The organism is Vibrio rhodolitus, assembly GCF_003350325.1.
GTDB lineage: Bacteria > Pseudomonadota > Gammaproteobacteria > Enterobacterales > Vibrionaceae > Vibrio > Vibrio rhodolitus.
The window spans coordinates 275,604-289,212 of the sequence record NZ_QLYZ01000003.1 but is presented as its reverse complement, the minus strand read 5'-3'; the positions used below and the strand labels follow the sequence as shown (position 1 = coordinate 289,212).

At 45.6% G+C, this 13,609-nt stretch carries 13 protein-coding genes; 5 read left to right on the top strand and 8 right to left on the bottom strand.

Annotated features, from left to right (window positions below; all coding sequences use genetic code 11):
* The first annotated feature begins 219 nt into the window (after nt 1-219).
* Complete coding sequence (locus tag DPF93_RS04870; protein ID WP_244204678.1) at nt 220-606, top strand: hypothetical protein; 387 nt, start codon at nt 220-222, stop codon at nt 604-606.
* A 20-nt stretch (nt 607-626) separates the two neighbouring features.
* Here DPF93_RS04870 and DPF93_RS04865 read toward each other — a convergent pair whose 3' ends face one another.
* A complete protein-coding gene (locus DPF93_RS04865; RefSeq protein WP_114765083.1) occupies nt 627-1,163 on the bottom strand; it encodes a redoxin domain-containing protein in 537 nt (178 codons plus the stop codon).
* A 110-nt stretch (nt 1,164-1,273) separates the two neighbouring features.
* A complete protein-coding gene (locus DPF93_RS04860; RefSeq protein WP_075650750.1) occupies nt 1,274-1,804 on the bottom strand; it encodes a nuclear transport factor 2 family protein in 531 nt (176 codons plus the stop codon).
* A 101-nt stretch (nt 1,805-1,905) separates the two neighbouring features.
* Here DPF93_RS04860 and DPF93_RS04855 point away from each other — a divergent pair, with 101 nt between their 5' ends.
* Together DPF93_RS04855 and DPF93_RS04850 are read left to right on the top strand one after the other, a co-directional pair.
* Nucleotides 1,906-2,793 carry a LysR family transcriptional regulator gene (locus DPF93_RS04855; RefSeq protein WP_114765082.1) on the top strand — a complete coding sequence of 296 codons (888 nt, stop codon included), beginning with the start codon at nt 1,906-1,908 and terminating at the stop codon, nt 2,791-2,793.
* Between the two features lie 155 nt (nt 2,794-2,948).
* Complete coding sequence (locus tag DPF93_RS04850; protein WP_114765081.1) at nt 2,949-3,749, top strand: lipid-binding SYLF domain-containing protein; 801 nt, start codon at nt 2,949-2,951, stop codon at nt 3,747-3,749.
* A gap of 52 nt (nt 3,750-3,801) precedes the next feature.
* On the opposite strand, the gene DPF93_RS04845 is transcribed toward DPF93_RS04850, so the two are convergent.
* The 4 genes from DPF93_RS04845 to DPF93_RS04830 all read right to left on the bottom strand — a co-directional run bounded on the left by DPF93_RS04845 (nt 3,802) and on the right by DPF93_RS04830 (nt 9,123).
* Nucleotides 3,802-5,160, bottom strand: a complete 1,359-nt coding sequence (locus tag DPF93_RS04845) for a phospholipase D-like domain-containing protein (protein WP_114765080.1) — start codon at nt 5,158-5,160, stop codon at nt 3,802-3,804.
* A 207-nt stretch (nt 5,161-5,367) separates the two neighbouring features.
* Nucleotides 5,368-6,594, bottom strand: a complete 1,227-nt coding sequence (gltS, locus tag DPF93_RS04840) for a sodium/glutamate symporter (RefSeq protein ID WP_114765079.1) — start codon at nt 6,592-6,594, stop codon at nt 5,368-5,370.
* Between the two features lie 409 nt (nt 6,595-7,003).
* On the bottom strand, nt 7,004-7,414 hold the full coding sequence (locus tag DPF93_RS04835; protein ID WP_114765165.1) for a VF530 family protein: 411 nt from the start codon (nt 7,412-7,414) through the stop codon (nt 7,004-7,006).
* 104 nt (nt 7,415-7,518) lie between these two features.
* The gene (locus tag DPF93_RS04830; protein WP_114765078.1) at nt 7,519-9,123 is read right to left on the bottom strand and encodes an ABC-F family ATPase; all 1,605 of its coding nucleotides are present in this window, start codon (nt 9,121-9,123) and stop codon (nt 7,519-7,521) included.
* Between the two features lie 223 nt (nt 9,124-9,346).
* Here DPF93_RS04830 and DPF93_RS04825 point away from each other — a divergent pair, with 223 nt between their 5' ends.
* Both DPF93_RS04825 and DPF93_RS04820 read left to right on the top strand, forming a co-directional pair.
* Nucleotides 9,347-9,940 (top strand): LysE family translocator, encoded by a 594-nt coding sequence (locus tag DPF93_RS04825; protein ID WP_114765077.1) that lies wholly within the window; start codon nt 9,347-9,349, stop codon nt 9,938-9,940.
* Between the two features lie 77 nt (nt 9,941-10,017).
* On the top strand, nt 10,018-10,845 hold the full coding sequence (locus tag DPF93_RS04820; RefSeq protein WP_114765076.1) for an AraC family transcriptional regulator: 828 nt from the start codon (nt 10,018-10,020) through the stop codon (nt 10,843-10,845).
* A 12-nt stretch (nt 10,846-10,857) separates the two neighbouring features.
* Here DPF93_RS04820 and DPF93_RS04815 read toward each other — a convergent pair whose 3' ends face one another.
* The gene (locus DPF93_RS04815; RefSeq protein ID WP_114765075.1) at nt 10,858-12,150 is read right to left on the bottom strand and encodes a dicarboxylate/amino acid:cation symporter; all 1,293 of its coding nucleotides are present in this window, start codon (nt 12,148-12,150) and stop codon (nt 10,858-10,860) included.
* A 184-nt stretch (nt 12,151-12,334) separates the two neighbouring features.
* Nucleotides 12,335-13,567: an NAD(P)/FAD-dependent oxidoreductase gene (locus DPF93_RS04810; protein WP_114765074.1), complete on the bottom strand. Its 1,233-nt coding sequence runs from the start codon at nt 13,565-13,567 to the stop codon at nt 12,335-12,337.
* Nucleotides 13,568-13,609 lie beyond the last annotated feature (42 nt).

Below are 13,609 nucleotides of genomic sequence, written 5' to 3'. Positions count from 1 at the left end.
CCACATTCCAAAGCTCCCTCTGGGGGCTTTATTTTTATCTGCCACTTGTACTCTCCCTACCAATAGCATCTGGTTATAGGCTGTGCATGAGAAGATTTTCTCGATCTATCTTGCATTTTACCCCTCTAATATCGATGAGACATTGCACTCTAACCAATTGATATGCAGCATGACTTCCATTGTTTAGCGCTTTATAAGCCATCAATGATGGAGTCACTTGTGATAACCAATCAAGATTTCACTGTCTGTGATAAGCAACTTCACTTCAAAAAAGACAGCTATCCACTAAGCAAGATTAAGGCAGCGAGAGTCAAAACCAACACCTTGCGTGATCATGCCCTGCGCGTTACATCAATTGGCTTAATTGTTTCGAGTGTAGTGTGGATGATTTGCCCAGACTTGTTTGGAATGTTTACCGGTCCGTTGGCGATATCAATAGGCATGTTTGCGGCGCTCGCCTCAGTGAGAAAATACGAGCTACAAGTGGAGTTTCAGCACATTGATGAAACGGGGTTACAGTGGGTTTCGGTGGCGAAAAGCAATAAAAAAGCGATTCGGCATATATTCGAACAGCAAGCCAACGAGATAAATAACCAAATCGCCTAACCACCATTGCCGCTCAAACATTATTTCTCGTAAGTGCCACGAATCGGATAGTTATTAGCCGGGTTGCGAATAAACTCAATACCCGCCAACAAAGTCTTGAGATCTGGACGAGCAAAGGGAGCATTCGAAATATCAACAACCTGTACTTGTCCTTGCTCATTCACCACAAATAAACCCGGTTCGGCAAAAAGATGATCGGTTTCTTGCTCAGAGCGAGGGCTGGATACATATAGCCCTAACGACTTCATCTGTTCAAAGTTCAGACCATAAGCAATTGGGAAACTGACATGCAGTTTTTCCATATGTTGCTGCAGTTGCTCTTTACTATCGGCAGAAACAGCAATCACATCTACACCGATATTTTTAAACTCAGCTTGCAGCGTCTCCAGTTCATTAAGGTAGCGCGTACAAAGCAGGCAGTGCTTACCACGGTATATAACCACCAAACGCCAATCAGCGCTTCCCTGTGGTTTAGCAATCTCAACTAGGCTTGCATTAAGAGTGGGTAATTCGATTTTAGGAAAAACAGCACCTGCACTTAATTTACTCATCATCATCGATTCCTCTAACATCGGAAAATCATTCATTTCTCAAGGGTTCGCGCCCTACATCAAGAGCGCGATGAAACAATGAGAGTGTATTTGTTCACTCTCCTGGCTACGCAACATTAAACGTACTGGTAGCTACCATCAGTTTTGTCGCGTTTGCCAACGTACTTGTCTTCAAAGTTTGGTGACCAAACTGCACTCGCTGCTTGGTTTTGGTTCCAGTCAAACGCTGTCATGCGGTGCGTCATTTTCCACTCGCCATTACGACGCTCAAACTTATACCAATGGCGTCCACCCAAGATGCCCTCTTTATCAACGCCATCTTCTTCATGGACATGGTAAGCCCAGACATAGCTCTCAGCCGTTGCAGTGTCACCATCAACATTAATCAGCACATTACTAATTCGATGCTGAGTAATTTTGATCGCTTTAAAACCTTGCATTGCAGGTTCCACAAACGCGTGTGCATTGTCGTTATAGAAAAACAAATCTGGGAATATTGGGTCTTGGTGATCTTCAATCGCATCTTCCCAATAAGTCGACTTCATCAACTCAGCGTCCATACGATCTAATGAGCGAGCGTGGCGATAAATGACTTCGGTGATGTCTTGTTTATCTAGCATGATTTGAAGTTTGTTTTGCATGTTCATAAGGCTCTCCTCTTGTGTTGGGATGAATCTTAGACCCAAACAAAAAAGACTAAAACTATGCTAGAATGACTACCAATTATGCATATTTGGAATAATTAAAAATGGACCAACTTGGGGCAATGCGTGCTTTTGTTCGCGTGGTGCAAACTGGCAGCTTTTCCGCAACAGGAAGAGAGCTCAATACCACCCAAACCACCATCAGCAAAAAGGTCGCCGCACTAGAAAGCAAACTCGGAGTAAAACTACTCACTCGCAGCAGTCGCGACCATGCATTGACGCCTGCGGGGGCGCAATACTACGAAACTTGCGTATTGATCCTTAACGAACTGGATGAAGCGGAAGCTAAAGCACGCTCCGAAGTGGCTTTACCACAGGGTACCATCCGTATTGCTGCCCCTATCGCTTTCGGACGTTTAGTGATTGCCCCAATCATTGCGGAGTTCTTCGAACGCTATCCAGATATCCAAGTTGATCTCTCTCTGAGCGACAAACACATCGATATGATTAGCGAAGGTATTGATGTTGCCATCCGAGCGAAACAGTTAGAAGATTCCTCATTGGTGGCTCGACATCTATTTGAGAACCGCATGTTGCTTATAGCAAGCCCTGAATATCTCGCTAAATGGGGAGAACCAAGCAAACCTGATCAACTTAAACTGCACAACTGCTTGGTCTATTCTCGTCTGCAATCGCTCAACGTCTGGCATTTTGAACGCCAAGGCAAAACCTACTCCGTGCCAGTCAGTGGCAATTTTAAGAGTGATAATGGTGACGTGTTGCTGGAAGTGGCATTAAACCATATGGGGATTGTACAGATGCCGATTTGGATGGTTGAGCAACACCTAGCCGACGGGCGACTTAAACAAGTATTAGCAGACTACAATGGGCAAAATTTACCTTTCAACGCCATCTACCCTCGTAGCCGATATGTGCCACTTAAAGTGCGCTGTTTTATTGATTTCTTAAAGGAAAAACTCACCAACAATTGAGCCTTTCAATCTCTGCGATATACGGGTCTTTTATAGCCTTATAGAATGGTGCATAATTGCGTGATTTCGCTCTTGTCCCTTGTTGCAAGCGGTTCTCTTTTGTCTAAATTCACCTAGAATTTAAACAAGGATCGACAACGCAATTGCAGGATCGGATGAAGAAGCAGCTCACTATCGCGATTTTAAGTGCCTTGGCATGCTCATCAGCATACGCCAGTTGGGGTAAGGTCACCGCAACCTTTGACACCTTAACCGATACCATCACAGATGGTGCCAAAGACGCTTGGGACAGCACCAAAGAGTTTTCTCAACAAGCCTGGCAAGACCTGTCTGAATGGTCCGCTGATGCCATTGATACCATCGGTGAATGGACCGATGCCAGCGTCGCAAAGAGCAAAGAGTGGCTCAGCGCCGCAGAGAAAAAAATTGATGAACTGATCCAAGGCGATACACCTGAAGAGGCGCGCCAAGCTATCGACTTAATGGCAGAAACCGCTTTGGTAAAACTGTTTAACCAAGATGCCAGTGCCAAGACTCTCTTTGATCAAGCCTATGGCTATGCCGTGTTTGACTCACGTAAATTTTCACTCATGTTCCATACCAATGCCGGATCTGGTGTCGCGGTCGAGCGCCAAAGCGATAAGCGCACTTACATGCGTATGTTTGGTCTTGGTGTTGCGCTTGGTATTGGTGGTAAGTTCTACCAACAAGTGGTCTTGTTTGATACCCAACGTGATTTTGATAACTTCGTTGAAAAAGGCTGGGAAGCCGCCAGCGAAGCGTCTGTTGTGGCAGGAGATGAAGGCGAAGAGCTCAGCGCGCACTTTAATGGCGGAGTGGCGGTTTATCAGCTTGATCCCAAAGGCTTACTGATTGATGCCAATATCTCAGGCTCGAAATATTGGGTTAATGAGGAGCTGACCAACTCTCAAGCTCCGAAAACCATCAGCCCCTAATAGTTATAAGCCTCGTTTTAGGTATAACGTCGGTTAGATTTACCAGCCAAGGTTAAATTGGCTGGTAAGTGTCTTTTAGTTGAATCAAACACTCAAAATGCTGTGCGAGTTGATTCGCTAAGTCTGTAGCATTCTCTCGCACAAAGTAGCCATTAACCTCTGAAAACGTCCCTTGGTATGAGCCATCGAATTTCTCAAACTTATCAATGTGAATTGCCTCGTAGACAAACTGCGTCAGGGTGAAATTACCGGTTGAGATAATCACATCATCATCCACAACAATAAATTTCAAATGCACATCTTGGTTGAAATAATACTCACATGGCACAGCTTGTTTGAGGCTGGCGATAAACGATTTAAAGCTTTTCGGGTTTGCAGGGACGCGCGTTTTCTCCGCTTTTCCGGCAACTAAAACCGTATGGTCTGGGTAACGAGTACCGTTGGGCTGCTCTTGGTGCGTCTCATCAATATAAGTTTGAGAAAGCAGCTTTACCTTAACCGCCCCTCGTGTTGATGCAATCGCCTGCTTCAACTCGGCATCAAAGGTGTTGATATGCTGCGCGCACAGTAACACCCGCCTTTTCGCAGAGGCAATCTTGTGTCTAATGCGATCTTCAATCTCTTGATTAGAATGGGCAAAAAAAGGCGCGGTAAAGAAAAACTGCTCCTTGCCTGATACCAAGCGCCCCTCAATTGGATTAAACGGCTGGCGGTAATGGGAATAGTCACGCTCCTTTTGCAAATCAACATCGCTAATCTGCTTGGAATGCTCAATTAGGCGGCGATAAAAGGCTCGACTGTAGACAAGATCATCGGCAGTGTTTTTGACAATCAAACACAGCTCTTCTTTCAATGTATCTCTTAACGCCAAGTTAGATGAAGTCAGCACGCTAAAACTGCTGCCATCGCGCATCTCAATCAGCATACTTTTGATATGCAGACTAAATGGCACCCTGCCACGAGAAAAGCGATTCACCCTTGGTGAGCGCAAATAGACATGTTCAAACTGATGTAAGCTGTAATCACCGCTCTGTTGTAGGTAACGATAAATCCGCTCTGCAAAGTCATATTTACTGCGCGACTCACCAATATGTGGGCAATCCTCATCAGTAAAATAGGAATTAAACCCCTCGCAACGAGCAGGCTGAGTATCATAGCCTTCAAGCGGTATGGAAATCACATTTACTTTGACGCCTTGCTTGGCAAGCCTTCGCACCTGATTGGCAAACTGAAGGTTATTGAACAGATAGTTGGCTAAGGTGATCTCAGTAATATCCCCTTTCCGCCGCTCTAAAAAACTAACCAGTTGGCGAAAAATATTAGGGCTCGAACCCTCCGCATAAAATTCGTAGCGACGCTTCGATTGATTACGATGAAGTCCATCAAATATAAGATGCGCAGAGTTGTCCATATTGCCCTTCACTTAACGAAAACGTATTGAAGCCATTATGCGCAGCTCACCATAGGCAATAAAAGCCAATCCATGCTTTTAGCTAGATTATTGTTTTAGCGTGTGATTAGCCTCATAACTCACCCTGTTTACCTAAGTTTGAGCAGACACAAAAAAGGCCAGTAACTAACGTTACTGACCTTTTCAATCGACTTCAAAAATCGCAGTTTAGTGAATAAAGGCGATAAAGCCTTGCAGGATCACTAAGTTGACAATATCGATAAAGAAAGCACCAACAATTGGCACTACCATAAAGGCTTGTGGCGATGGACCATGGCGGTTAACGATAGAGCCCATGTTCATTACAGCCGTTGGCGTTGCGCCCAAACCAAAACCACAGTGACCACTTGCCATCACTGCCGCATCGTAGTTTCTGCCCATCAATGTGAAGGTCACAAAGTAAGAGAACAGCGCTAGAATAACCGACTGAATCACCAAAATGATCAGGAATGGGATCGCAAGATCGAAGATGTTCCACAGTTTGAGGCTCATTAGCGCCATTGCCAAGAACAGCGACAGAGACACTGTACCCAATACATCTACCGTTTCCAGATCCAGCTTGCGTACCTTGGTCACTTCTAAAATATTCGTGATCACCACACCGATAAACAGCGCATAAACGAAGTCAGGGATCATCAACCATTTAATGCCAAGTGAGCTCACAAAGCCTTCAAGATAACCAGCACCAGTTACACACAGCATGATTAAAGCCAAACCTTCAATCACTTTACGAGCGGTTACGCGGTCTTCTTCGTCTTCGTTGTAGTTCACCAATTCAGGGAACTCTTTATGGCTTTGGCTGGTACTGCCGTAAAAAGACACTAGCTTGCGCTTTTCAATCAAACGCTGCGCCACTGGGCTACCGATAATACCACCCGCAATCAGGCCGAATGTAGCAGAAGCCATCGCGATCTCTAGAACGTTATCTAAACCGTACACATCTTGGAATGTTTGCGACCATGCCGCGCCCGTACCGTGACCACCAGAAAGCGTAATTGAGCCGGCAATCAAGCCCATGAGCGGGTCTAAGCCCAGAATACTCGCCAGCGAAACACCAACGACGTTTTGGATCAAAATATAAACCGACGCAATCGCCAAAAACAGGAACACTTTCGCGCCGCCTTTGACTAATTGGGTGTAGTTAGCCGCCAAACCAACCGTGGCGAAAAACATCAACATAAAGGTGTTTTGTAGCGGCAAATCGAATGTCAGTTCTACACCGCTAAAATGCATCATGGTGATCGCACAAGCGACAATCAAACCACCAACAATGGGTTCAGGAATATTGAATTTTTTAAGAATAGGTAACTTTGAATTGATAAATTGACCTAAAAACAATACACAAATCGCGACTAAAAATGACTCCTGTGGGCCAACAGATATAACCTGACTCATAAATCCTCTTGTTCCTTTTCTCACAATTAGAGCTTCGAACTCAAACTGTGAGTTATTTCTCTAATAATCAGGTTGCCTGTTACAGAGTTACATTACCAGAATCAATCAGCTATAAATTCTCACTTAACAAGAATTAAATACATATTAGGCGCTTATAATTTTCACATAACGAGAAAATCAATTTTCAACTGGCACTTGACAAGTGCAACTAAATGACTATTTTTCGTGATCATCAAGCAGAAAAAATGCACAAATCTCAACGATTTGCTCATAAACCAAACTGAAAATTATAAAAATTCGCCATCGAAATAGAGGCAAAATTAGCGTTTTGAAACTGGTTTACACAAAACAAAAAACCAAGCCGTTGATAGCTTGGTCTTTTAGTTAGAGTTCAAATCGTTACTAAATGCTAGCGACGATTGAAACGACCTCTTGACGAGCGCGCTTTAAACGCAGATGCTGCTTTAGCTTGTGATAGCTGAATTGACTCAACCGTCAATTCCATTGGTTCACGTGGCTTTAAACCATGTGGGAAGGTACGTGCGCGTGGTGGCAGGTTGTACTCATATTCTGACGCTTTAGGCATACGCTTAAAACGGTACAGGTAGAAGTTCTCAACGCGCTCTCTTGCCCATTCTGTTTTCTTCAAATACTTCACACTACTTGCGACACTTGGCTTAGTGTTAAAGCAGTTCATGCGCATCGCGGCATCAAGAATTTCCCAACCATAGTGATCCACTAATTGCTGGATCATGTCTTCAATTTTAAGACCATGTAGCGGGTTATTCTTTTGTAGTTCGATTCTTAGTTCATCTGACATCATAGGTTCAGTCATAAAACTTTCCTTTTTGTTGGGGGCTGAACAAAGGCTCAACCTCCCGAAATCAATTTGATAGGGTCGCTATGTCGCTGCGACCAGAGATATTATGCTGCGCTAAGCATTTTTTGCTGATGGTCCATGTACTCATCAAAAGTACCATGGAAGCTCACAAGCTGGTTGTCTTTTACATCAATAATCGATGTTGCCAGCGACGAAACAAATTCACGGTCATGGCTCACAAAAATCAGCGTGCCTTGGTAGTTTTTCAGCGCGCTGTTTAGCGCTTCAATCGCTTCCATGTCCATGTGGTTCGTTGGTTCATCCATGATCAGTACGTTAATATCTTGCATCATCAACTTACCAAACAATAGACGGTTTTTCTCACCACCTGAGCAATTTTTCGCTTTCTTATTGGCATCATCAGCGGTAAACAACAAACGACCAAGAATCGCACGCACCATCAAATCATTGTGCTTAACTGTGCGCCACTGTGAAATCCACTCAAAGATAGTTAGGTCATTATCAAAATCAGCGGTGCTGTCTTGTGGACAGTAACCAATCGACGCATTCTCAGACCATTTCACCACACCTTGAGTCTGTTCAAGCTCGCCAACTAGGCAGCGTAATAAGGTGGTTTTACCGACACCGTTTTCACCGATGATCGCTAAACGCGTACCCGCTTCCAGCAGCAAATTACCACCCGAGAACAGGGTTTCACCATCAAAGCCATGACCTAGCTCTTGCAGTTCTAGCGCCAAACGATGCAGCTTTTTACCTTCACCAAAGTCAATCGATGGGCTAATACGGCTACTTGCTTTTACTTCATCAAGCTGGATTTTATCCATACGCTTAGCGCGTGAGCTTGCCAGTTTTGCTTTTGATGCGTTGGCACCGAAACGGTTAACAAACTCTTGCAGCTCACTAATCTCTGCCGCTTTCTTTGCGTTTGAAGCAAGTAATTGCTCACGGCGTAGACCCGATGCTTCCAGGAAGTACTCATAGTTACCCGGGTAAATGCGCAGCTCACCATAGTCGATGTCTGCCATGTGGGTACAAACCGAGTTAAGGAAGTGGCGGTCGTGCGAGATAATGATCATCGTACATTTACGCTGATTAAGCTCTTCTGCCAGCCAGTTGATGGTATGGATATCCAAGTTGTTGGTTGGTTCGTCCAGCAGCAGAATATCAGGGTTAGCAAACAGCGCCTGCGCCAATAGCACACGCAGTTTCCAACCCGGTGCTACTTGCTGCATTAAGCCGAAGTGGAATTCTTCTTCAATACCCGCTTGCAGTAGGATATCGCCTGCGCGAGCCTCTGCGGTGTAACCATCCATCTCAGCAAATTCGCTTTCAAGTTCCGCTACTTTCATGCCATCTTCTTCACTCATTTCAGGCAAAGAGTAGATGCGGTCACGCTCTTGTTTGACTTCCCACAGTTTGCGGTCACCCATGATCACAGCGTCAATCACGCTGTACTGTTCAAAGGCGAACTGATCTTGGCTCAAAACGCCCAGTTTTAGTCCTGGTGTAATCGAAACGTTTCCTGAGCTTGGCATCAACGCGCCACTTAGGATCTTCATAAACGTCGACTTACCGCAACCATTGGCGCCAATCAGACCATAGCGGTTGCCATTGCCGAATTTCGCCGAAATATTTTCAAATAGCGGCTCAGCACCAAACTGCATGGTGATGTTATTTGTACTAATCACAACTGTATCCTCGAGGTAAATTTGCCTTCAACAACAAGCTCTTAATTCACTTTCGAGATACTGTTTGAAAAGGTCTATTTGAGTGGGTGCGCTATTCTATAGCTAAAGGTGATAGAGATCACTAAAAAGCGCATCACAAGGCTGACAAGCGTGGGCTGCAATAACGTTCAATAATTCCCCAACCGCTTCGCTTACTCTTGCTTTTAACAAGAGGAGATACGTTATGTTAAGCCAGCTCATCGCGATGATGATCTTTGCCATCGTCGGCGCGGTTACCCCAGGACCGGTTAACCTAATTGCCACCAGCACCGCAATGAACCAAGGGATGCGCACCGCGCTACTTTATGTCACTGGGGCATCAGTTGCCTACGCGTTAGTAGTGTTTTTATCAGGCTCTCTGATGCATTCAATCACCGCAGCCTTACCTAAGCTACAGTTGGTGATGCAATCGTTAGGTAGTGTATTTATTCTCTACCTCGCCTATAAGATCTTCACTGCACCGGCAGCTAATATGCGTACTGAGAACGACAAACTGGCAGGTTTTTGGAGCGGCGCGGTCACGCAGATCATTAATCCAAAAGCGTGGTTAGTTGCCATCTCTGGTGTCAGCTTGTATGTGATTGGTCAACACAACCAAGACTGGATGCTGACCTCATTTACCACCATCTCGCTATTTGCTTGCCTATTAGGCGTTGGCTTATGGGCTGCGCTGGGACGCTTGTTAACTAATTTTTTACAAAACTCGACGAACCAGCTGCAATTTAATAAAGTAATGGCAGGTTTATTAGCCGCGTCCGTAAGCATGATTTGGCTGTAGCTTACCTGCGTTTATCAGAGTGATTCTTTTGGCAAAAGACGCCTTGTAAGGAAAGAAACAGCGAGTTACAAAGGATTATGAAAGCAGACAACACCGTCACGTTTAAAAAAAGTACCCTACTGCCGTGGATCGAGTTGCGAATCGCCGATCAAAGTAACGCCTGTTACGAAGCCCACTCACACGATGAGTTCTCGTTTGGCATTATTGATAGCGGCAATGCCAGCTACTTCAATCAGCAGCGGAGCAACCAAATCCGTCAAGGCGATGTTGTCACTATCAATCCGGTTGATATCCATTCCTGCAACCCTGAGCAAAGCGCAGATGGCGCAAGCAAATGGTCATATCGGATGTTATTTGTCGATGCCTTAGAGATGGCGAAATTCCAGCGCGAAGTCCTACCTAAACAAGATTTTGATTACACGCCTTTTAAAGCTGACTTCGAACGCTCAGCGCAGTTTGCTAAGCAATTTAACCAATTATTCGCCTCGCTCCACAGCGAGGAAACACCATTAGAAGCGCAGACGCAGTTTTTGCAGTTCGTAGAGCTTTGCTTTGCCCAGCCATCAACTCGTATTCCATCCCCAACGAGCGCTAACCTAAAACTTGCCCATGAGATGCTATTAGATGATGTCACCAACAGCCATCAACTAGATGACCTTGCGCAGCAAGTGGGATTGAGTCGTTATCAATTGGTGCGCGCGTTTAAACAACAATACGGCTTACCGCCACACGCCTACTTAATGAATGAGAAAATTAAGCGCTCAAAGCATATGCTCAAGCGAGGAGATACAATATCAGAGGTGGCACTTGAACTGGGCTTCTCTGATCAAGCGCACTTTCAGCGCCACTTTAAGCGTAAGCTCTGCGTGACGCCAAAATTCTATCAATCGCACTTTATTGATTAAGCCAAAAATGAACTAGCAAAGCTCACTTGAAGCGCGCCAACCAGCTTCATCTGACAATGCTGCGGGTTTAGCCGCAGTCCACTTGTCTATCACTAATGACGCAATCAAGTCTCCTTCAACATTCACCGCGGTGCGGAAGGTATCTAACGGGCGTTCAATAATGAGCAAAATCGCAATCGCTTCAAGCGGGATACCCGCAGCCAGCAACACCATTTGCATGCCAGACATAGAGCCTGAAGGCATGCCAGGCGCACCGATTGATGACACCATCGCCATAATGAAAATCATCACCAAGCCCGAGGTGGTCAAATCCACGCCAAATAACTGAGCTAAGAATATCGCCGCCACACCTTCAAACAGCGCGGTACCATCCATATTCATTACCGCGCCAAGAGGCAGTACCATACTGCTGGTGCTTTGCGATACACCGAGTTCATTCTCTGCGGTTTGCATTGAGAGTGGCAATGTTGCTGAACTAGATGAAGTTGCAAACGCCATCGCCATTGGTGCTGATAACGCTTTAAACAAACGGCGAATACTGATGCCGGTAGCAAGTTTTGCGATACTTGGTAGCACAATGGCACCGTGAATTACGGTGAGTACAAACACGAGGAGCGCAAACATCAACAACTGCTGAAATAAGCCATCGTTCCCCGCAACCGAAAACTCAAACACAATCGAAAATACCGCCAGCGGTGCTAAGCGAACAATTGCACTCACGGCTTTGTTGACTCCGCTATTAAGCCCAGACAGCACCTCAAACAAAGGGTGTTTTTCTGGCAAAGCAGAAAGTAGAGCTACCCCAAGGATTATCGAAAACACCACAATCGCCAGCAGATTACCTTGTGCTAGCGCAGCAACAGGGTTAACCAACGCCATATCAAGCAATTTGCTCGCAATTGCACCGCCACCAGCGGCATCTGAGCTAATTAGTGTGACTCCTTCTGCCACTTCTACCGGTGCAGCTAATGGTTGCCAAGCTGGCAGCAGCAATGCCGAGCCAAGCCCTAAACCTATCGCCAAAACGCTGGTGAAGCTATAAAACATAATCGTGGTATAGCCAATCTTCTTTAAGCGCATGGTTGAGCCGATACTAGTAATGCCTTGCAGTAGAGACAGCATCACCACAATACCCACCACCATTTTGAGTAGCCCCAAGTAGAGCGTTTTACCGAGAGTAATGAACTCAAACCAAGCTTGGTTTGCGACATCACCACCGTTAGTGAACAAGTTCGAGGCGAGCCAAGCTGCCAAAGCTGCAACGACCAACTGAAGTGGTAAAGATGAGCGTAATTTATTCCACATGGTTGTTTGTTCCGAAGTTATGTTGTTCCGGATGGAACGAGAAAGCAGAGAGCTGACAACTCAACTCTCTTTAAGATCAATGCAAACTGATTTACCCAAACAACTTGAAGGTCGCGTCAATATAGCCAGCCGCTTTAAACGACCATTAATGCCCACGCCACTTCAAGAACCAAGAGTATAACGATTACGAAATATTGTGTTTGTAGAAAGAATTCAACGAACCTTTGACACGTTTAAGTACCACCAACGCCGTCACTCGACCCCAGCCGAACAAAATGCGCTGATGAAGGCGGAAGATGGTGTCATACAAATTACGAACCAGACGACCTCGCAAAACAAGTTTGTTGTTTAGTAGCGCACCAACCGCATAGTCATGCCCTACCGCAATCACCATACCACCATCATGAAAGACAAATGGCTTAATCGTCTTACCTTTTAGCAGGCGCTTAAGCTGCGTAGCAAGATGCCCTGCCGCCTGATTGGCAGCCTGCGCGCGTGGCGGCACAAAACTACCATCCGCTTGTGGACACTCTGCGCTGTCACCAATCACAAACACGGCATCATCAAGCGTTGTGCGCAAGGTCGCATCAACTTTGAGTTGGTTTAAGCGGTTGGTTTCCAAACCATCAAGCTGACTTAGCCAAGGCGCGCATTTAATGCCAGCCGCCCAAAGTTGCAGATCCGAACCAATCACTTCGCCCTCAGAAGTGATCAACTTGCCTTGCTCAGCTCGGTTAATACGCACATTGGTGCGAACATTAACGCCAAGTTTGGTCAACGCCTTAAGCACCTTAGCAGACATGCACTCAGGACCAGCTGGCAATACGCGCTCAGCCGCTTCAATCAAAGTGATATTAAGTTTATTGTTCTGGCGATAGCGGGCTAATTTCGCGCTCACTTTGGCAAGCTCTGCCGCCAGTTCAACGCCAGTTGCCCCTGCGCCTACAATCGAAACATGCTGCTCACCATGGCGTCTTAAAAGCGGATTGATCTGATCCCAAGCCTGTTTTGCTTGCTCAGCCGAATCAAGGAACAAACAATGCTCGCCCACACCTTGGGTTTTAAAGTCATTACTCACTGCACCGACAGCGATAACCAGGTAGTCGTAACTTAGGTTCGAGCTCTCACCGTCAACATTGCGGATTTGAATGGTTTTATCTTGGCGATTTAAGGATGTCATTGCCGCTTGTACATACTCATATTGGTTGCAATATGAGTGTTGCAAATAACTAACAGCATCGAGCTCATCATCAAAAGTACCCGCAGCAATCTCATGCAAACGCGGTTTCCAATAGTGGTGGCTCGCTGGTTCAACTAAAACCACTTGGTGTTGATTACGACGCGCAAAACTCTTCCCAAGACGGGTAACTAACTCAAGACCTGCCGCACCGCCTCCGACAACAACGATTTTTGACATCGTACTCTCCCCATTCTGTCTACACAGATAAAATAGAATGCG